Origin of the sequence: Chelativorans multitrophicus, from assembly GCF_011317445.1 — a bacterium.
GTDB lineage: Bacteria > Pseudomonadota > Alphaproteobacteria > Rhizobiales > Rhizobiaceae > Chelativorans > Chelativorans multitrophicus.
The window spans coordinates 1,803,413-1,824,467 of record NZ_JAAAPL010000001.1; the positions used below are offsets into that span (position 1 = coordinate 1,803,413).

The following is a 21,055-nucleotide window of genomic DNA, read 5'->3' on the forward strand; positions in this document are numbered from 1 at the left end:
CGATCAGCAGCCGTTCCGATCGAACAGAAGCACGCCGACGGTTCGCCAGATGATTTTGAAATCCAGCGCCAGGGAGCGTGTCGCATAATAGCGGGCGTCCAGTTCGACGCGATCGTCATAAGACGTATCGTTGCGGCCCGATACTTGCCACAGGCCGGTGATCCCCGGCGTCAGCATCAAATAGCAGTGCGCACGCTCGCCATAGCGCGCGAGCTCTTCCTCCACGACCGGGCGAGGGCCGACAATGCTCATCTCGCCCCTGAGCACATTCACGAACTGCGGAATTTCGTCGAGGCTGGTCATTCGGAGGAAACGGCCCATGGAGTGCACCCGCGGATCGTCTCGCAGCTTGCGGTTCATCTCCCATTCGCGGCGCGCGGCCTCGTTAGCGCAGAGAAATTCCTGCAGGCTCCGGTCGGCATCTCGGCGCATGGTGCGAAACTTTAGGCAATCGAATTCCCGGCCATATCTGCCAATCCGCTTATGGCTATAGATAAGCGGCGATCCATCCTGAATGAAAAGAAGAATGCATATGACAGCTATCACAGGAAAAAGAAACAGAAGCGCACAAATTGAGAATACGAAATCAAAGACTTTCTTTATAATGTCTATAATACTTCGTCTTTGCCGGTTACGTGAGCGAACTGAGTCACGAACCGCGCCTTCCAGCGCAGAAAGCATAGTTGATCCCCAATATTTTCCCCGCCGACCATACGTCAGCTTCTAGCAAAAATATTATCTCGGGCCTGTTTGCGCGCCTATAATTCTATTGGGGTATTGCTACAGATATTTCGATGCGCTTTGACAGGTTCCGTACTCCTCTTATCATTCATCCACCCCACGGCGCTGACCCACCGCCGCCTCTTTCCGCCTTCCAGCACGAAAGTGTTAATCGCGTCGAAGCGCATCTCATCCGCTAGTGGAGAGTCAAGCGCGATCGCTCCAGAACCGAGGCATAGAGCGTCATCAGGGCGTCGGCCCATCCCTTTGCGGTGTTACCCATATGGGGGGCTGCGCAGAAGCCGATGCGCCCCATACGGCGCACGTGGCTGTCGTCTGAAGCCAGGCGGCGCATGGCATTGGAAAGGCCTTGCACATCTCCCGCCTTGAAGCTCAGTCCGCATCCCGCTTCGACGATCTCATTGCTGAGCAGCGCCTCGGCTGGCAGAATTACGGGGATTCCGCTCCCGAGCGCCTCCAGCGCGGCAAGGCCGAACGGCTCCGGCACGCGCGAGGAGATGACAACGGCGCGCGCGCGCTTGATAAGCGGGATAATCTCCTCACGTTTTTTCCACCCGTGCAGGACGATCTCCGGATAGTCCCTGTTCAGCAGGCCGCGCCCGGCGCCATCTCCAATAACTTGAAGCGGAACGCCAGCCATGCGCGCGGCACGGGCCGCGTCCTCGAAACCTTTTTCAGGCTCCAGCCGGCCGATGAAGAAGAAATCGCTGGAGCTTGCCGGCTCGGCTGGCTCCGGGAGAAATGGTTCAACGGGGTTGCGGACTGTGACGATATGCTCCCCCGCCACGCCCGCGAGGTCGAAATAACGTCGCATCCCCTCATGCACCAGCACGATATGCGCGGACTTGGCGCGGATATCGAAGACTGCCTGGCGCACCGCGTGCCTTGCCGAGCGCCAAAGCTTCTGGTGGAAACCGCGCTTGTCGCATTGGGTCGTCAAGCAAGCCATAGACATCGGCCTGAGATTGCATACAGACAACCCCGGATAATTGACGAAGCCTCCGTTCGGGCAGACCAGGAAATAGTCGTGTGCGTGGAGCACCACGCGCTGGCGCACGGAGCCCAGCGCACGAAAGATTGCCGGCGAAAGGATCTTCGACCATCCATGCACGTGATAGATGGTGGAGGTCGTGTCGGACGAACGGATGAACTGCTCGAGCGCGGCGTATGCGGAGCTGTTGTAAATGCCCGCGGCAAAAGCTGCTAACCTGCTTTGCTCGAGCAAATGCAGCCCGTTCAAATTGATCGTGTCGGCACCAGAGGCAGCCGGACTGGCTTGATCGCCTGCAAAAAAGGTAACGGGCACACCCTTCTCCTGAAGGGATGTGCGAAGGAGGAGCGAGAGGTTGGAGGCTCCACCCACCGCAGCGGACCGGTCATTGATGATGACGACGCGATCCGGCTTCATGGCGAGCCTATTTGAGCGAGAGGATGTTCTGTGGGGCAAGCCGTCCGCGAGCCAAGTCCCCCAAGGCACGAAGATTGCCGTGAAAGCGGCCGCGCCTGTCGACCCACGGCTCGGGCGCCGCGAGCTTCGCGGTATTGGCGGCAAGGTTCCGCGCGACCTGAACCGCGGCATGCCTCAGGCTCATTGTTTTCTTGCGAACCAGATAGATGGGATTTGCAATCTGCGAATATCCGAAGCGCAGGCCGGATGTGCGCCCCGACTTCGTCCCGAGATGCACGCCGATAAGATTCGCTGACCGCACGATCTTTCCGTAACGCGCCATCTGCCGGCTGAAATCCACATCTTCCAGCCAGCCGTAGAGCGGCAGATTTTCGTCAAAGGCGAGGTTATGTGCGCGGACCGGCCCCATGCGCACGGCCATGTTGCAGCCATAACTGTTGTAGATCGGCGTGATTTCCGTTTGAGCCGGCTCCGTCTGGCGGTCGAGAACCGCCAGCGCATCTTTCATCGCAAGCCCCGGACCGGTGATACCGTCGGCCATGACCGTCCCAGTGCACATCACGATCGACGGGTCAGCGCGAAACACCTGCTCCATCCTGGCCAGATAGGAAGGCGCCATCAGGAAATCATCGTCCAGGAACAGGACGATGTCTGCATTTGAAGCCGCCCGCAAGATTTGGTTCCGCTGGCGGCAGAGCCCACGCTCCGAGAACAGGGCGCGGATCGTCATGCCGCCGCCATCGAGCATTGCGGGATCGATATCACTTTCGTCGGCCGCACATATGATCACTTCGTCGGGTTGCCGGCACTGTCGCGACAGATGAGGAAGGACCGCGTGCAGCGTCTCACGTCGGCCGCTGGTCGCGATGCCGATCGCGACGCGGAAGGAGCGGCTAGCGCCCCCAAAATCTGCTGCTGACTCTTGCATCGAGCTGCCTCCACGACGTCACGAGTCTTACCAACAAGGCATTGATCCCTCTCAACCTCGCCGCGATCTGCTCGCCGCGCCCCATATTGCGGTTGAAGACCACGCCAAGAATGCCCACCCGCGACTTGCCGAACGTGGCGAGGGCATCCGCCAGCCGTTCAACCGTCAATTTCTCGCAATTGCCCAGGACAAGCAGGAGCCCGTCGACATAGGTGCTGGCCACTCGTGCGTCGACGGAGTTCTCGAAAGCCGCAAGGTCGAGGATGATCACGTTATAGCGGCGCCGCAGCAGCTCCAGCTGCACTTTGAGGGCCGGGAGATAGGCAAAACGCCGCGCGGGGTTCGCCGCGTCCCTGATCTGGTCCGCTGTAAGTACCGGCACCATCGGCGCCTCTTCGGCCGCCGCGACAGTACCGCTTTGCACTTCCTTTAGCGCCAGTTCGCCCGGGACTTGAGCCGTCATGCCGTTGGGTGCGCGCTTGCGCCCTCCCTTCGGCCCCTGCATCGGTGCGGGCTGTGCCACCGCAAGCCCCAGTTCCTCGCCGTGAAGCTCCGCCAATCTGCTCAGATGAGGATCGGAAAAACAGGCGTCCACCAAAACCGCCGGTATTCCCTCATTGATATAGAGTTGGGCCAGGTTCGCGGAGATTGTGCTCTTACCCTCCCCCGCATTGACGGATGTAACGCCGATAACCATGGCGCTGTTCGGCGGGAACATCGCATCGATGGAGTTTTTCACGCTGCGCAGCGCCTCCGAAAAATTGGAATAGGGTGCGTCGAGCACATGCCGCATCGAGGGATTCGCCACCTGGCCACCGGGAGCTCGTGATGTGAAGCGAGTCGCCGGTACGCGGCCGAGGATCGGCAGCCCCAGTTCCTGGCCGAGGCGCTGCCCCGATCCGACACGGCGATCGAGAACCTCCCGCAGTGCCGCAAGGCTCACGCCGGCGGCAAGCCCGAGCAGCATGGAAAAGGGTATGACCAAAGTGGTCTTCGGCCATGTCTTGGCGAGCGGCGGCGTGGCGGCGGTGACCATGCGCACCTCGCCCACCGGAAACGACTGCTTCTGAAGGGCGATGATGAGCTGCTGCAAAAGGCTTTCATACATGCGCCGGTAGGTGGTGGCCCGGCTTTCCAGCTCCGCCAGCTCCACGCGGGCAAGATTGGTGCCGGCCGCCGTCTTCTTCAGGGCGTCAAGCTGCTCGCTCAGAAGCTTCTCGCGCGTCTTCGCCGTTTCCAGGTTTGATCTATAGACGCCCTGTATGCGCAGGAGTTCACGGCGGATTTCGCCTTGAAGACGGTCCATCTCCTCTTGCGCGGCAATAACAGGCGCGCCATCCGGGCCGTAGCGGCCGCTCAATGTTTCGAGCTTGGCCGCGGCCACACGCAACTCGTCGCGCAGCTTGACTATCTCGGAGTTGTTCAGTGCCTCTCCGACATAGCCATTGTCGATATTGCCGGCGAGCAGCCGGTCGATCGTGGCGAGCTTGGCAGCCTCCGTCGCCGTATTGGCCTGCGCGACAAGAAGCTGTGAGCTGATATCGGCGAGTTGCTGGTGATCGAGAGAAGTCGCCTGGCCGATCTGGGTAATGTCGTTTTTGTTACGGTACTCCTCCACCTGGAGCGCCGCCGCATGGGCCTGCTGCCCCAGATCCACAAGTCGGCTTTCAAGCCACGCCCCGCCACGGGTCAGAGCTTCCGCCCGAGACTCCAGATTGGAACGCATATACGCTTCGGATATCGCATTCGCCACGCGCGCCGCCTTGTCGGGGTCTGTCGAAGTGTATCCGATCTCGATGACATAGGACTGTCCAACCCGGCGCACGGTCATCCGCCCCAGGAAGCCAACCATGGTACGGCGCATCAGTGCTTCCTGGTCGGGCAGAGCGCTGGCTTCCTCTTCCGGCTTGCGAAACAGGGAGAGAACTGAAGCGATTGCGGATCGAACCGCGGATCTCCAGGACCGGCTCTCCAGGATCTCCGGATCGCCGACCATATTTAGCTCTTGGATGACCGCTCTTGCGATTGCCTCGGATTTGACGATCTCCACCTCGCTCGCGATCTCCGCGGCTTCGATGATGATTGTTCCGGTCGATGCATCCTGCGAGGCGATCCGCGCCTGCTCGCGATCGATGACGAGACGCGCCACGGCTGAGTAAGTGGGCACGGTCTTAATGGTGTAGAGCGCTCCGAGGGCAATGCCCGCCATGGCCGCCAGAATGAGGATGATCAAATGCCGGCGAAGGAACAGCCAGATGTCACGGAAAGAGAGATATTCTTTCCCCTGGGCCGAAGCGCCACGCTCTCCGCCGAACTTGCGAATTTCCTGAATAACCATTGGTTCCCCCGCCTCTAGCGCCTTCCTGGTCCTACTTCACCGCGAAAGAAGGTTGACGGATGCCGCAGGCGCGGACGGCGCGGTTCCCGCGGCCATCTCCGGAAAATCCAGGCGCACCTCAAGCACATCGCCCGGTTCCAGGCGCGTTGCAGGCGACGCCTGAAAAGTCTCGCCATTGTCACCGCCGCGCACGATGAAAAAGCTGAGCGTCTGATTGTCCATCATCAGCTCCATGCCGCGCCTCGAGATCGAGGCTCCTGTGGCCTGGAGGAGCTGCCGCGAGATCTCGCGCCTGAGCCGAAGCTCTTCAAGCTCGGAATTCACGACCTGAAGATCGCGGACGATCTCCGTCTTGCGCTGGCTCTTCAGGTTTACGATATCGCGTTCCGTCTCGCTCAGTCTCTGTTTGGCCCGCATCGAAGCGATAGCGAGATCCAGCCGGTCGCTCTGCAGGTCAGCCAGAATGCGCTCCAGGCTCGTTTCCCGCGATTTGGTCACCGTGCCGCTGTTCACCAGCTTCGAAATGTCCTTCAGCTCGGCTTCGGCGATGCTCACCTGCCGGTCCTGCGCCGCCATCTTCTCTTCGAGAACCTTGATTTCTTCCGCGAACAGCGCCGAAAGCTCCTCAAGTGAGCGGAGCTGCCGCGCGAAAGAATCCGTGCGGGCACTGAAAATAGCCTCCTCCTCCCGAAGGATCGCCTCAACGGACTGCTTGGCGCTCCCTTGCTGGAGCTCCGCCGGCAGTTCGATCGTGGATTTCTCCTGCAGCTCGGCTTCCAGGCGCGCTTGCTTGACGGCGCTGCGATTCATTTCGAGCTCCGCGCGACCGAGTTTGCCCACATATCGGATCTGCTCCAGCTCGGAATAGCCGCCGAGTGGATCGGTCCTTCTTACCCGCCCGCCAGCCATGGCAAGCGCCTGAAGCACGGTTAGCCCCGGCCGGTATTCGAACTCGCCAGGCCGGTCGACGCTGCCATTCACATATATGGAGGGATACCGCACCACCTCGACCGAGGTCGCTGGCGGATTGACCAGACCGGTCTGCTGCCGCAGCGCCTCGGCAATGCGGCCCGCCACCTCCAGCACTGTGCGTCCGTCGGCGGACACCTCGCCCACCAGAGGCACCGATATGGAACCTGCTGTCGAAACCACATATTCGCCGTTGAGCGCGGTCCATTCACGATATTCGCCGGCGGTGGGCATCCATTCGAGGACGGTCACTTTCACCCGTGTCTGCGGCCGGAGCAGGAACAGTTCCTCAGCGCTTGCAGCTACGGAGCCAACACAGGCCATAAGAGCGATGGCGGCAGGAGCCAGTCGCGCCAAGGAGAATACAGGCTTCCTATCCGTATCGATCCCGCACATGAGAGCCCCCCTGAGGCATCAGCATTGACCGGGCATGCGACGAGCCCTGGCCGTTACCGATCTTCCTTCGTTTCCCGGCGCGGTAAAGCCCGCGGGGCCTACTCACTTTCGGCGAGAATGGGCGTGCGGGATTCCACTTTGGGACAGAAAAGGCCGAGCAAAACGGGTGCCGAAAACCGATCGGAGGAGGCGCGCGAACCTTTGCGCGGGCCAAGTGATCTTTCGGCGGAGAGAGCCGTCAGGATGGACAACATGCCTCGCGCGGCGCTTTTTGCCCATGATTGCCATTCGGGCGCTTTGGGGGAAAAGAACGTGCGGGTTGCAATCGTCCATTACTGGCTGGTGTCGATGCGTGGCGGGGAGAAGGTGGTGGAAGCCTTCTGCGACATGTATCCCGACGCGGATATCTTTACTCTGGTCTATGATGAGCGAAAGGTTTCGGAAAAGATCCGCCGGCACAAGGTCACCACCTCTTTCCTTCAAAAGATTCCAGGGGCGGTGAAGCACTATCAGTCGCTATTGCCTCTGATGCCCTTCGCCCTCGAAAGCTTCGATCTATCGGGCTATGATCTCATACTTTCCAGCGAATCCGGTCCGGCCAAAGGCATCGTGCCCGGCCCGCAGGCGGTGCATATCTGTTATTGTCATTCACCCATGCGCTACCTCTGGGATCACTACCATTTCTATCGGGCGAATTCGGGGATGCTCGCTCGCGCCCTCCTGACAATGATGGCTCCGCCGCTGCGGGCCTGGGACGTGAGCACCAGTGCTCGGGTCGACCATTTCGTCGCCAATTCGCGTCATGTCGCCGATCGTATCGAAAAATACTATCGGCGCAGCGCCACCGTTCTGAGTCCGCCGGTTTCGGTGCATGAATTCGCCCCCACCGCGGCTACCAAGGACTTCTTCCTGCTGGCGGGGCAACTCGTTGGCTATAAGCGCGCCGACCTGGCAGTCGAGGCATTCACGAAAATGGGGGAAAACCTGGTCGTCATCGGTGAAGGCAGCGAAATGGACAAGCTGAGACGAATTGCCGGTCCGACCGTAAGCTTCCTCGGCCGCGCGCCCTTCCCCCTTCTCAAGGAGATGCTAGCGAGGTGCCGAGCGCTTGTTTTTCCCGGGGAAGAAGACTTCGGTATCGTTCCCGTGGAAGCCATGGCCAGCGGCCGGCCGGTGATTGCCTATGGGCGGGGTGGCGCGCTGGACAGCGTCAGTCCTGGGCGCACAGGGATTCTTTTCCACGAGCAGACCGTGCCAAGCCTGATCGAGGCGGTGCGGCGCTTCCAATCGATGGAGAGAACATTCCGCCCCGACGTCATCCGGGACCACGCGGCACAATTCAGCGAGGCCAACTTCAAGGCCCGGATGCAACAGATCATCGACGCCCAGTCGAACCGACACCCGCCGGAAGAATCGATCTTCCCCAGCCAGGCAGCGGCATAGGCCGATCGAAGCGGCTTCCGTCCGCCACGTCTCGGGCACGAAAGAATCTCGTACGAAAAGAGGATGGGCAGGGCAGCGGAAGCGCCCTGCTTTTTCCATTCCAGCCTGTTTCGAAGGCCGGCGCGGCCTGCTGCCAATCCTAAAATGATTAGATCAGGATATCAGTTACGCTCACTAGATGAGACCGCTAACACCTATGCGTTGGTAATTTTGCCCAAATATCCGGTCTACATCAAAAAAATGCGGCTCTATGATTTGCTTCGCTAATGCACCGATGGGGGGACAAAGCGAAAATGCATGAGCGATAAAGCCTTACGAGTCCTGAGGTTTTTGCAAAACTCCGGTGAGCCGCTTCACCGAGGGGGAATTTATGCGGCCAAGGCCGGCACAGCAGGAGCAAAGGCAGATGAGTATCGGCGAGACGGGCGCGAGCGGGTGATGTGGCACGCAAGCAGCTCCCAACGATCGATCTCACAAACGGATATGCCCTTGATGCTTTCGCTCATTCATCGAATGATTGAGAGCTTCGATCTCAATCTAGCCGGCCTCAACCTGGTCGTGCCTGCGGCAAGTGGCTATATGGCAGCGGCGGCGACGATTGCACTGCTTGGGGGAGCGCAGAGCGTAACCGCCGTCACCCGTCCTTCCAATCGGTACTACTCGGCTCAGGAAGCTGCCGATATCACCCATTCGCTCGCTGCGCTTGCGCGGGTTGATGGCCGGCTCAGCATGCGAGAGCGCATCGACCATCAGACCTGCACCAACACCAATCTCCTTTTCAACAGCGAGCCGATACGTCCGATCACGCGCTCCATCATCGAGCGGCTGCCGCGGCATGCTGTCATTGCCACCATGCGTGAAGCATGGATGGTGCTGCCGGATGATCTTGACATCAAGGCGGCTCGGGAACACCAGGTTCCCGTTGCCGCGGTCAATCAGTCTCATGCCCTGGTCGGCGGGGCCGATTTCCAACCGGCGCTTCTTTTGAGGATGTTCGAAGCTGCGGGCATATCGGTCGACAGGGCCGTTATCGCGCTCATTTGCGACAATCCTCTGGCTTACCATCTCCAGCGCGGGCTCAGGGAGGCCGGAGCGCAGGTCGTAGTGTTCCAGAGCCCAGACGTTGTTTTCACGCATCCTTGGGACGCCATCGTGCTCGCGCAGCGTCCGGCAGATAAGGCGCGCCTTGACATCGGCGCCCTGGGTAAGCTCGCAAAGGCGTCCGCCGGCGTCGCCATCATCCAGTATTGGGGCGACATTGACCGAAAAGCCGCGCGCTACTTTGGTCTCAAGGTTTGGCCGCCGCGCAGCCCTGGCAAAGGTCAGATGGGGATGCCGCTGGAGATGCTCGGCCCCGAGCCCATGCTTCGCCTGACTGCCGGAGCTTTCAAGGCGGCGGAACTGGTGCTTGCCGGACAGCCGCTTGATCCTGAAGGGCTCGCACAGCGGCTTAATGGCGACGAGGCGGCACCGGAGGGTCCCTAGAGTCTGACCGTCAGGATATTGGAAATTCGTACTTCCGGGCGACTGCCCAGATAGTCTTGTTGAGCTCGATCAGGGAAGCGATGCTTTTCCTGATCCTCGCCAATTCCCGCTCATCAAGGCTTTCCACCTTCCCGTATTTTATTTCGTCTCTGCTCTCGAAAATGCGCATCAGCTGCGTGATGCCGCGCCCGCTTTCCGGGTCGAACGAATAGATGCAGTGGTTGAACTTGTTGCGGAGCACCGCTTCCTTCGAAAGACGGCCTGTGACTTGCAGGATATCCGCCCGGCATTCCGGCGGCGTCTTCTGCATTTTCGCCAAGCGTTCGACAAGGTCGATGCGCGCGCGCGTCGTGTTGAGCGTCAGGAAAACGACGATCGCCGTTTCCTTGTCCACCCCTGCGAGCCCGCCGATGAGATAGATGAGCAGGCTTTCGGTATTGGTCCACGTATAGTTGAGCTGCCCGACGAGAAGAAGGATTTCCTGGAGTTTGGGCATTGGCATCCCCCGCATTGCCGCCCAGGGCGGAACAGCCAAGTGTAGCGGATCGAGGCACCGGCGAAATCCATCGATTGGCGTAGTCGCCCGGCCTTTTAGCTCTTATGGGGGGCGTCTTGCGGCAGGCCGGCGTCGATTTTGATAAGGCAGCTCATTCCCGCGTGGGGGGAACCCCTAGTCCGTCATCCGCCTCTTTTTAGAACCTTTAGGTCGAACTGCCGTCTTCTTTTGAAGCCGCAGCAGCGTGACACTTTCGGCGTTGGAGCGGAATCGCCCCTGGAACTTCGTTGTCATGCGTCCAGCGAGCCTCCGCTCAATTTTCGCTCAGGAGCAAAAGGGAGGACTGCAGAGAACACCGTCACGAAACGGCGTCCGCCGCGCGCCGATGCGCGCTCGGCCGTCTGATTGATCTATTTTCAACGGCCCGCACAGCGAAGGCCCTAAGAAGATGAATAGCGGTCAAGCTGTCGCGGCCTCGCTTGAGGACACGACAAATGGGTAACAACAACAACCACATTTTCGGCTGGCTCGATCCTTCGCAGGAACAGGAACAGCAGCAACAACAGCAGCAGCGTGAGCAGCAACAGCAGCAGCAAACGCAGTCTAGCACGAACACCAACAACAACACGAATACGACGGATAGCACGTCGGACAGCACGTCAGACAGCACCGCGGGTGCAAATGCCGCGAGCAGCGCCACCAGTACTGGTGACAACACCAATCTGAATGGCAACGGCAATCTGAACGGAAACCTCAACGGCAATCTGAACACCACCACAAACGACAACACCGTCACGAGCAACACGAACAGCACCACGACGGTCACGGTCGATGTCGGTGTCGACCTGACCGGCTATGAGCCTTCGGACGACGACTTTGCCGATATCGACAACAGCACGATCGAGGGCATGTTCAACATCAATTTCGAGAACATCCTGAACGAAGCGCTCGACGGAGCCGGCAACGACGTCGCCAATGTCATCAGCCAGGCAGCCAATATTTCTGACGATGACACCCTCAACAATGCCGAGGTCAGGAACGACGACTATTTCGGCCAGGAAATCGAATCCCACGGCGGCTTTGCCAAGGCTGACGACGGCATTTCGGCCGGCGGCGGCGGAGGAGACGGCGGCTCGGATGCCGACGCTGACGGTGGTGATGGCGGCTTCGGCGGTATAGCCGGGGCAACTGGCGGCACGGGCGGCAATGGCAGCGGAACCGCAGTCAGCGGCGCAGCCGGCGGCGACGCCGCGGGTGGCGCTGCGACTGGTGGCAGTTCCACTGGAGGCAACGGCGACAGCGGCCGGGCCGATGGCGGGCGCGGTGACGGCGGTCGCGGCGGCGACGGCGGTATCGGCACAGGCACCGGCCTGGGGCTCGGGCTTGGCCTTGGCATCGGCGCAGCTTTAGCAGGCGACGGCGATGACGGCGGCGACACCGATGGTGGCGACGGCGGCGACGGCGGGTCAAGCGGAGACGCTAACGGTGGGGACACGGAAGATGCCAACGGTGGCGACGCTACCGCCGGCGACGGGGTCGATGCTATCGATGCTATAATCCCGATCCTGAACTTCGGCGGCGATACCGGAGATGCCGGCGCAGGCGGAACCAATACCGCGGGTACGGGCGGCACCACCACTGGTGGGGCTGGCGGTGCCGGCGGAGCAGCCGGCCCGGGTGGCGCCGGTGGAGCTGGTGGCGCGGCGACTGGAACCGGCACTGGTGACGGTACCGGCACCGGTAGCGGCTTCGGAACCGGCGGCGCTGGTGGCGCCGGCGGCGCAGGCACCGGCGGCGCAGCCGTTAGCGGCGCGGCGACGGGTGGCGATTCCACAGCTGGCGATGCAACAGCCGGCGGTGGTGTAGGTGGCGGCGCGTTGAGCGGCGCCTGGGTAAGTGGTGATGGCGGTGACGGACTTGGCGGCTGGGCGTCAGCCGGAGGCGGCGGCGCAGGCGGCATGGGCGGCACGGCCCTCACGGGCGCGGGCGGCGCAGGCGGCGATGGCGGAAGCTGGGGGACGGGCAATGGGGACGATGGCTATGTCTACGGACACAGCACGGCCAGTGCCGATTCTGCCGTTAGCACAAGCGCCTTCAACCAGGAAATCGTGATGGGTGCCAACCTGCAACAAAACGCGATCGACATGACCGTTGTAGGTGGTGATCTCACGAGCACCGTGGCAGGCGAAGACTTCGACGACGCAACCACCTAAGGGGGGCGTTTTGTCGGCTTCGCCTCCGCAAGCCGATGAAACTGGGACTGCGCGGGCTTTCCCGCGCAGTCTTAATGGCCATGCGATCAGCCGATCTTGAGAGGAGATGGCACTCATGCACATGGATCGGATCACTGAAGCCATTGCCCATTTCATCGGGTTCTTCGACCTCACGGTCGAGGAAGCGCGCTTAAGAGAGGCTTACCAGGAGTTCAAGGCCGGGAAAGCTCTGAACGCTCCTCATCCCGACCTGCCTGACACGCGCCTTTCCTTCGAGGCGCCTTATCAGCTTTTAGGCTACGAGCCCGGGCTTGCCTACCAGGCGCCCCCACAGCCGATCGTTCCAATCGAAGCAGTTCACAAGCTCACCTTTTCCCGGCCCGAGGTGCCGCTTTCCGGCCCCCCCGATAGCGCTATATCCGGCGAGTTTTCCTCCGCGGCCGCGACGGTGGTTTACGCCGCTTCCTATCGTGTTCACCTGCCGGAGATCGAGCCGGTCGGCTCCGTGGCGAACTATTTTCACCAGGGCATCGGTCTTTCCGATGACGACTATTTCAGCGTCGGCGGCAATGGACTGGTTTTCGCCCCCCATCCCGTAAGTGATGCCGCACTCATCGAGCTTGCGGAGCAAGCTTCCGAGTTCATGCATCTCGACCAGCTTGAAATGCCCAGGACGGCGGAAGAGATCGCGGGCTTCGTCAAGACCGCCGCCAACATCCTTGAGGGCGTGCCGGAGGATCAGCAGGACAATGTCACCGTCGCCCAAGAGGAACAGATCGAAGGTTCCTTCGTAAATGGCGAGAGGGTTGATGGGGACATACCGAGATTCGAGGACTATCACAGCTTCGAGGACGAGACTGACAATTCCAATAGCAGCGGCAATGCCAGGATTACGGAGAATGGCATCGAGATCGACGTGTCGGTTAGCGTCGAGGCCGGCGGCAATATTCTTATTAACAATGCGATTCTGAAGAGTTTCTGGACCGCCGCGCCCGTCACTGCGGTTATGGGTGAGCATATCGAGGTCAACGCGATCATCCAGATCAATGCCTGGTGCGATAACGACTATGTCACCTCCGCTGTTGGCGACTGGATTCGCCAGCCTGACCCGACGCAGTCTTTCAATATCGCCACGTTCGAGCGGTTCGACGACTTTGGGAAGCAAAACGAGGTCTCGAGTCCCGAACCCGATTTTCCGCAACATTGGGTGGTCACCCGGATCGAAGGCGATCTCATGATCATGAACTGGCTGCAACAGTTCACGTTCATGAGCGATAATGATATCGGTATCGCCTCCTCCTCAGGCGTCACCAGCCGGATCTATTCCGGTAACAACACCGCCTATAACGATATTTCGCTGAATGAGATCGGCTTCGGCTACGACCTCATCATCATCGGCGGCAATGTCTATGACGCCAGCATCATTCAACAGATGAACATCCTCTGCGATAACGATTTGATCGGCGCCGTCGAGGGCTTCGAAACCACCGGCAAAGGTTCGTTATCGACCTCTGATAACCTGCTCTGGAACCAGGCTCACATCTACAATGTGGGCGGCGCAAACCGGTTCGAGCAGATGCCCGAGGCCTATCGCCAGACGGCAGAAAAGCTTGCGGCCGGCGAGGATTACGTGAGCGATGGCATCCTGTCTGACCCCGCCTTTGCAGGTACCGGCGCGCTCCGTGTGCTCTATATCAGCGGCGATCTGCTTAACCTGCAATACATCAAGCAGACCAACATCCTAGGCGACAGCGATCAGCTCGCCTTAGCGATGAACGCCATCAAATCGCACCCGGATGCCGAATGGTCCGTCACGACCGGCAAAAACGTCCTGGCGAACAATGCTGCGATTATGGATCTCGACGCCCTCGGCAAAACCTATGTGGGCGCCGGGCAATATTCGACCGATGTCCTGATTCAAGCGGAGATCATTGGCACCGGCTCGGACCTCGGCGGCCAAAACCCGGACATTCTGGTCAATGAAGCCATCGCCTTTCTGGATGACGAGGTGGCGGGACATTCCGAACACGTTCCGACGCATCACGGCGAGGCAGATTACCTCCACTCCGACAGCACATTGCTAGGATGACTGGTCGAGAACCCGTAATGTCGGAAATCATCCCTGCATCTACACCCATGTGGCAATGGCAGCAGAGCGATGGTCTCTCCCGGCCGGCCAATCAAGGCGACGGCTATTCGGCCGGCCGCGACCGGCTTTCGCACCCGGGACGGCTTGCCGTGACCGAGGCGCTGATTGACCAATTGGTGCTGGAGGTTTTCACCACCGTCGATAACGAAAGGCGGGAACACAGCGTTGTCGAGGCTCAGGAAAGCCCGAACGCGGTAAATGTGAATGCCATCCCAGCGAGCACCGAGACAGATCTAAAGCCGGAGGAGGACCAGTTGTCCGGCGCCGATGAGCCCCAAAAACCCTTTGAGAGGCAGGAAGAGGTGCTAATTGAAGAACCGGCCCGGAAGGAAAGCAACGAAGGATCGCGCCTTAAAGGAATGGTCCCGATGGATGAAGACGGGGTTCCTGTCGAGGCAAGAAAGCGCACTCCCGCCGAACCGGCGGCTACGGCCGGCGGCGGACCGAGGAGCCAGCCTGCCGGCGGCGGTGACGGCGTCTTTCACAAGCGCCTTGGCCCGATCGATTTCGCCGCCTGCCTGAAGGCAGGCCTTAACGCGGTCCGCAAGAATCTGGCCATCGTGATGCTTTTCACGGTGGCCACCAACGTCCTTGTTCTGGCCATCCCGATATATCTCTTCCAGATTTCCGATCGTGTCATGACAAGCCGGTCGCTGGATACGCTTGTGATGCTGACCGTCGTGATCGTCGCCGCCGTAATCCTGCAGGCGGTGTTCGATGCCATCAGGCGCTTCATTCTGATGCGAACTGCGGTGGAATTTGCCGCCCAGCTCGGCGCGCCCATCCTGAGCGCCGCGGCACGCGCTTCCCTCTACAGCAATGGTCGCGAGTACCAGACCCTGGGTGACCTGCAGCAGGTTCGTTCCTTCCTTGTCTCGCGCACGCTGCTGGCCTTTCTTGACGCACCGATCGCGCCGCTCTTCGTCCTTGCAGTGTTCCTGATCCACCCGCATCTGGGCTTTATTGTCGTTCTGACGGGCCTTCTGCTTCTAGCCTTCACCCTGCTCAATCAGCGCGCGACGGTAAAGCCCTTCGGCGAAGCCAACGCCTCCCAGGTCAAGGCCAATCTTCATCTGGAGTCCATGTCGCGCAACTCGCAGATCATCAACGCGCTGGCTATGATCCCCGAGGCGGTGCAGATTTGGGGCCGCGACACCGCAGGTTCGCTCAAGGCCCAGGTCATCGCGCAGGATCGCAACATTGTATTCGCCGCGCTATCGAAAGCTTCGCGGCTTCTCACCCAGGTCGGCATGCTCGGCTGGGGTGCGTATCTTGCCATAGAAGGTGAGATCACTGGCGGCATGGTGATCGCGGCTTCCATCATCGCCGGCCGTGCGCTTGCGCCGATCGAGGGCGCGATCGAGGGCTGGAGCCAGTACAGCCAGTCACGTTCTGCTTTCGAACGAATTTCGACGCTCCTGAAGTCGTCGCCCCTTAACCTTGAGCGCCTCAACCTGCCTCGGCCAGAAGGCCGGCTCGATGTTGAGCGGCTTCTATATGTGCCTCAAGGGACAAAGCGCGTCGTCCTTAACGGCATTTCCTTCGCGCTAGCGCCCGGTGACTCGCTGGCCGTGATCGGCAATTCCGGCGCGGGAAAGACGACGCTCGGCAAAACCTTGGTCGGCTCCATATTGCCCACATCGGGCAGCGTGCGGCTCGATCTTATGGACCTGCGCAACTGGGACCAGCGGCAGTTCGGCGAGAGTATAGGCTATCTCCCGCAGGACGTTCAGCTCTTCCCGGGCAGCATCAAGGCCAATATCGCCCGCATGCGCGATGATGCGACCGACGAGCAGATCTACGAAGCGGCAAAACTTGCGGACGTGCATGAGATGATCGCGAACCTGCCGCACGGCTACGAAACCGTTGTGGCGGCGGACGGATCGCCGCTCTCCGGCGGGCAAAAGCAGCGCATCGCGCTCGCCCGCGCCTTCTTCGGCAATCCGCGCCTGGTTGTTCTCGACGAACCCAATTCGAACCTGGACAGCGCTGGAGATGCCGCTCTGCTGCGCGCCCTCCAGCACGCGAAGGAAAACAAGATCACCGTAATCACGATCACACAGCGACCTTCCCTTCTCGATATGGTCGACAAGATCCTGCTGCTTGTAAACGGGACCGTAGCGCTGTTCGGCACGCGCAAGGACGTCCTACAGGCACTTACCTCGCGCGGCGTCACCATCGAGGGCGGAGCCTTCGGTCATCATCAACTTCACTAGGGCTCTTCATGTCCGATATCGCAAAAGTCCATGACATCGAGTGGTTTTCGGAGGTCCCACGCTCCATCAGGAAGCAGACGACCTTCGGCATTATCCTGCTTGGCGTCACCTTCGGCGGCTTCGGCGGCTGGGCGCTTACCGCCCCACTTGCGGCGGCAGTGATCGCGCAGGGCAGCTTCGTCGCCACTGGGCAGAATAAGATCGTGCAGCATTTCGAGGGCGGGATCATCAAGGAAATCCTGGTGAACGAAGGGGATCAGGTGAAGTCCGACCAGCCGCTCATCTTGCTCGACGAAACGGCCGCCCTCGCGAAGGAGCGGGAGCTGTTCCTGCGTCAAGTACGGCTGGAGGCCATATCCGCGCGCCTCTACGCTCAGCTGGGAGGCAAGGATGAAATCGAACTTCCTGCGATCCTTGCGGACAACAGGATGGATCCCGAAGTAGCCCCCATCCTGGAGGCCCAAAAACTCAATTTCGAAGCATGGAAAACAAAGCTCGGGAGCGAAGTCGCGCTTGTGGAGCAGAATATCATGGCGCTGGGCTATCGGGCCGAGGGGTACGCGAAGCAGCGGGAAGCGACGATTATTCAACTCGGTCTGTTAAAGGAGGAAGCTGAGGGGAAAGAGGTTCTGCTAAAGCAGGGGCTTATCCGCAAAACTGAGATGAAGGCCATTCAGCGCGCAATTGCGGAAGCCGAGGGCGAGATCGCGCGCCTTGCGGCCGAGGTCTCGGAAACGCATTCCCAGGTGAATAAAGAGGAACAGCAGATCATCCAAACGAAAACGGCCTATCGAGAAGCGGTACTCGATGAATTGCAGAGGATTCAAGCAGAGCTCGATTCCGTGCGCGAGCAGTCGCGGGCAGCTAAAAACGTTCTCCAGCGGGCAACGATCAACGCGCCAGTCACGGGCACCGTGGTGCGCCTCAACTATCATACATCGGGCGGGGTCATCGAAAGCGGCAAGGGAATCATGGAAATCCTGCCCTCGGACGCACCCCTCATTATCGAAGCGCATGTGCCCCGAAACGAGATCGATGATGTGAAGGTGGGCCAGGAAGCAACCATACGCCTGATTTCACTCAATCAGCGCACCACGCCCGTCCTCAATGGCGAGGTTTTCTATATATCCGCTGACGCCCTCAAAGGCGAGCCGAACGCCCCGCAGGACTTCTATCTGGCACGCATCCGCCTTCCTGCAACTGAGATTGCACGGGTATCCGGCTTCACCCCGACTCCGGGCATGCCGGCCGAAATCCTTATCCAGACGGCGGAACGGACATTCTTCAGCTATCTGACGAAGCCGATCACGGACAGCATGTCGCGCGCCTTCACGGAGCACTAGACCATAAAAAAGAAGGGGTCCCGTAGGCATAAACGCCCATCGCGGATCATGCGCCCGGTAAGATGTCCCTACAAACCTCACGCAAAGCCGCCGAGCGCCATATGATCGAGATAGTCCCAAACAGCGGCAGCCTTGCCCTGTTTACCAGCGCCTCAGCTGTTCGCCCGCCGAACGCCGGTAAGGGCTGCGCACGATACCAGGCCATCCCTGGCCTTTCCACCGGCCCCATTCCGTCACGCGGCTGATGATCTCCAGCATTTCACGGAGGCGGACCTGCGTCCTCGGGGCGCGGCTGCGCTCGGCCCGATAGAGAGTCTCACGCGCAAGCCCTGCTGTTCGGCAAGCTGGGTCTTGGACATACCAAATCCGTCAGCCAGCTGACCAATCGCAATCTTTCCTGCCCTGTCCATGAACGACAGAACCAAGGAACGTTCTGCATCGGAACCTTGGTAGCCTCGGCCATAGTCGCTATTGCCATATCCATCCGCATATTTCCTATGCAGGATATATGGCACGATTTAGCAAGTGGCACCCCTTAGATCCACGAAAAGTAGGCTCGGGAAAGCAAGATCAACGCACCAGGGAGCGCACAGCGCCGATCTTGCAACGGCTGCGAATGCCTCGCCGGGCGAGGGGCTCAGACACGTAAAGCAGCACGGCGGCGTAGAGCAGCGTAGAGACAACCGCGATAACCGGGTCGGCCTCCTGCCTGATACTGTCGAGCATTTTTCTGGGTAGCGTTTCGGCATCCCTGCTAGAGATGAAGATCGCCACCACCGTTTCGCCGAAAGACTGAATGAAGGCAAAGAGCGCACTGATTAGGAGGCCTGGCCTAAGGATGCGCAAGGTCACGTGGATGAAGGTTGGGACGAGGGCTCCGAACGGACATCGGCATATTTCGAGCAGGCGCCCGTAATTCAGTGGGCTGCCTTTGCCCCCCGGAATTTTCGGGCCGGGGGGCGTTCTCAAGCGGCGCCGTTCGATCAGTTTCCCAAGGGAACGAAAGCGAGGGCGTTGTTGGGGTTCATCGGGATGACGAGCTGGTTCGCGCCCGCGTCGTGGCACATAGATGCTGCGCTCGGGATACCGGTGGCAATGAGTTCCGCTGTGCCATCCGGCGAGATACGGGAAATGCCTCCCTCCCTTACGCTGCTGACGTATTTCGTCCCGTCCTCCATGATAACAATTCCGTCGCTCCCGGCTTGCGCGGCCTCTTCGGTCTTGAGCAACTCGCCATCGGGCGAGAAGGTCAGCACTTTGTTGTCCCCGATATTTACAACCACGAGGTTCCCGTCATTGTCGATGGCGATCCCATTTGGCAGGTTTAGCGGATCACCCTCGATCAGAACCGTCGAGGTTCCGTCCGGGGTAACTTTGAAAACTCGGAATGCGGAAGGATCTGGGTTCGGTCCGCCGGTGGAGGTCTGTGTAGCGTAGACAGTACCGTCGGATGCCACCTCAATGTCGTTGAAGCCAGGCGAGTCTTCCGTCTTGATTTCCCCGGCGGGAGCCCCGGTCTCCATGTCGAACATCCGAATCACGGAAACCGTCGGCGTGTTCTCGTCCGTTCCGCCATCCCGGTCGGCTACATAAAGCTTACCGTCATGAATGTCGCTTCCGAATGGCTGGTTCAACACGAGCCCGTTGCGATTGAGGCCGATCCAACGCGCGGTGTGAACGGAGCCGTCATGGTTGATCAGCGAGATGAAGCCGTCATTTGGCGCCTCGTCCTGATTCGCCCCTCTATTAACAGCGACGATCATGTCTCGTGATTCGTCATATGAGCAGCTCTCGGCATTCACGATTGCGCCGTAGACTTTGACGTTTTCCGATATAGGCGTATGGTTGCCGTCCACCATCACGCCAAGAGGCTGTCCTGCTTCGAATGGCTGTTCGCTTTGGTTCGCGGCGCTTTGTGCGTGCACGAGCGTTGAACTAGTAAGGATCAGACCAAGTGCGATCGGAATCAGATATTTCATTATAAATACCTCCTATCGTGAAGTAGGCGGGGAGCAATGGGAACGGAAACCCGTTCACCTCCTGTCATTCACGCAACGATTCGCTGCAGACACACCATGGTGCCATTTAAAAGGGGGGCATTGATAGACTTATTTGCAACTTTATTACTTGCAGTCACCTTCTCCTCTTTATATCGTAATGACGTGAGGAGGTCCCCTAGGCCATCCAGGAGGGTCCATCGCCTAGGCGATGTCAAGTTTTCACTGAATCTCCGATGCGGTATTGGATAGGCCAGGTGCCCAGGAACAAGTTCAGGGACATCATCTGTTGAAACATCCATTGAAAAGTGAATCAGAAAACCAGGAGCCGGCAGCGGGATGCTGTCGGGCGAATATAAACCGCCGCCTTGTCGTTGGCGGCATTGTGGGCATCGCAGCCTCGCCTGCATTGGCCCAGGGCGATAGCCAGAACGCGGACGCAGCTTCCGCTCCTCCCCAGCCGGGCGACTATCTGGTCCGCGCCAGTGGCGATGACCAGACCACTCCACTTACACCGGAGGACATTGTGCCGAACTCGGCCCCGCTCCAGGCATGGCCGGCAGACTCGGCAACACAGACGGTCCGCAGTGACAACTGGCAGAATCTGCTTGTGCTGACCCGATGGGATCCTGCGGTTCTCAGCCCCGAGGGGCAGAAGTACGCGGCAGGTGGCGTTGTCGCACAAAGCGCAATCTGCACGCATGAAGGCTGCGAGGTTACTAGCTGGATACCAGAGAACTTTCTGATGGAATGCCCATGCCATCTGTCTCGCTTCGATCCCCGGCAAAACGGTGCCGTGATGCAAGGTCCCGCCACCCGTAAGCTGCCGGCTCTTGCCCTCAAGCTCGACGGGGACAGAATTGTCGTGGCTGCTGGCCTCGACGGGCGCGTCGGAGGGTGACCTCCGTCGGCCGTCTTCTTACTTTCAATCGC

General features: G+C 59.9%; 15 protein-coding genes and 1 pseudogene. 7 read left to right on the forward strand and 9 right to left on the reverse strand.

The window, feature by feature from the left end; translation table 11 throughout:
* Positions 1-3: 3 nt before the first annotated feature.
* The 5 genes from GNP00_RS08650 to GNP00_RS08670 all read right to left on the reverse strand — a co-directional run bounded on the left by GNP00_RS08650 (position 4) and on the right by GNP00_RS08670 (position 6,780).
* Positions 4-681 (reverse strand): sugar transferase, encoded by a 678-nt coding sequence (locus GNP00_RS08650; protein WP_011581914.1) that lies wholly within the window; start codon positions 679-681, stop codon positions 4-6.
* Between the two features lie 235 nt (positions 682-916).
* On the reverse strand, positions 917-2,149 hold the full coding sequence (locus GNP00_RS08655) for a glycosyltransferase family 4 protein (RefSeq protein WP_011581915.1): 1,233 nt from the start codon (positions 2,147-2,149) through the stop codon (positions 917-919).
* A gap of 7 nt (positions 2,150-2,156) precedes the next feature.
* Positions 2,157-3,077, reverse strand: coding sequence for a glycosyltransferase family 2 protein (locus GNP00_RS08660; protein WP_011581916.1), 921 nt, complete (start codon positions 3,075-3,077; stop codon positions 2,157-2,159).
* Positions 3,043-5,415, reverse strand: a complete 2,373-nt coding sequence (locus tag GNP00_RS08665; protein ID WP_011581917.1) for a GumC family protein — start codon at positions 5,413-5,415, stop codon at positions 3,043-3,045. Before GNP00_RS08665 ends, GNP00_RS08660 begins: the two co-directional genes overlap by 35 nt.
* Positions 5,416-5,451: 36 nt before the next feature.
* A complete protein-coding gene (locus GNP00_RS08670) occupies positions 5,452-6,780 on the reverse strand; it encodes a polysaccharide biosynthesis/export family protein (RefSeq protein ID WP_011581918.1) in 1,329 nt (442 codons plus the stop codon).
* A gap of 252 nt (positions 6,781-7,032) precedes the next feature.
* Between GNP00_RS08670 and GNP00_RS08675 the strand changes: the two genes are divergently transcribed.
* Together GNP00_RS08675 and GNP00_RS08680 are read left to right on the forward strand one after the other, a co-directional pair.
* The gene (locus GNP00_RS08675) at positions 7,033-8,223 is read left to right on the forward strand and encodes a glycosyltransferase (RefSeq protein WP_049764789.1); all 1,191 of its coding nucleotides are present in this window, start codon (positions 7,033-7,035) and stop codon (positions 8,221-8,223) included.
* Between the two features lie 492 nt (positions 8,224-8,715).
* The gene (locus GNP00_RS08680) at positions 8,716-9,708 is read left to right on the forward strand and encodes a hypothetical protein (RefSeq protein WP_041544772.1); all 993 of its coding nucleotides are present in this window, start codon (positions 8,716-8,718) and stop codon (positions 9,706-9,708) included.
* A 10-nt stretch (positions 9,709-9,718) separates the two neighbouring features.
* Here GNP00_RS08680 and GNP00_RS08685 read toward each other — a convergent pair whose 3' ends face one another.
* A complete protein-coding gene (locus tag GNP00_RS08685) occupies positions 9,719-10,204 on the reverse strand; it encodes a hypothetical protein (protein ID WP_011581921.1) in 486 nt (161 codons plus the stop codon).
* Positions 10,205-10,698: 494 nt separating this feature from the next.
* On the opposite strand from GNP00_RS08685, the gene GNP00_RS08690 reads away from it, so the two are divergent.
* The 4 genes from GNP00_RS08690 (at position 10,699) to GNP00_RS08705 (ending at position 18,125) form a co-directional block, all read left to right on the forward strand.
* The gene (locus GNP00_RS08690) at positions 10,699-12,417 is read left to right on the forward strand and encodes a hypothetical protein (protein WP_011581922.1); all 1,719 of its coding nucleotides are present in this window, start codon (positions 10,699-10,701) and stop codon (positions 12,415-12,417) included.
* Between the two features lie 121 nt (positions 12,418-12,538).
* Complete coding sequence (locus tag GNP00_RS08695) at positions 12,539-14,506, forward strand: hypothetical protein (RefSeq protein WP_157038090.1); 1,968 nt, start codon at positions 12,539-12,541, stop codon at positions 14,504-14,506.
* A gap of 17 nt (positions 14,507-14,523) precedes the next feature.
* Positions 14,524-16,782, forward strand: coding sequence for a type I secretion system permease/ATPase (locus GNP00_RS08700; RefSeq protein WP_246259275.1), 2,259 nt, complete (start codon positions 14,524-14,526; stop codon positions 16,780-16,782).
* An 8-nt stretch (positions 16,783-16,790) separates the two neighbouring features.
* On the forward strand, positions 16,791-18,125 hold the full coding sequence (locus GNP00_RS08705) for an HlyD family type I secretion periplasmic adaptor subunit (protein WP_011581925.1): 1,335 nt from the start codon (positions 16,791-16,793) through the stop codon (positions 18,123-18,125).
* Between the two features lie 77 nt (positions 18,126-18,202).
* Here GNP00_RS08705 and GNP00_RS23320 read toward each other — a convergent pair.
* The 3 genes and pseudogenes from GNP00_RS23320 to GNP00_RS08720 form a co-directional block, all read right to left on the reverse strand.
* A pseudogene (locus tag GNP00_RS23320) lies at positions 18,203-18,588 on the reverse strand (XRE family transcriptional regulator).
* Between the two features lie 107 nt (positions 18,589-18,695).
* Positions 18,696-18,899: an ABC transporter permease subunit gene (locus GNP00_RS08715; RefSeq protein WP_246259274.1), complete on the reverse strand. Its 204-nt coding sequence runs from the start codon at positions 18,897-18,899 to the stop codon at positions 18,696-18,698.
* A 209-nt stretch (positions 18,900-19,108) separates the two neighbouring features.
* Complete coding sequence (locus GNP00_RS08720; protein WP_011581926.1) at positions 19,109-20,104, reverse strand: SMP-30/gluconolactonase/LRE family protein; 996 nt, start codon at positions 20,102-20,104, stop codon at positions 19,109-19,111.
* A 319-nt stretch (positions 20,105-20,423) separates the two neighbouring features.
* Between GNP00_RS08720 and GNP00_RS08725 the strand changes: the two genes are divergently transcribed.
* Positions 20,424-21,023, forward strand: a complete 600-nt coding sequence (locus GNP00_RS08725) for a QcrA and Rieske domain-containing protein (RefSeq protein WP_049764791.1) — start codon at positions 20,424-20,426, stop codon at positions 21,021-21,023.
* The last annotated feature ends 32 nt before the right edge of the window (positions 21,024-21,055 follow it).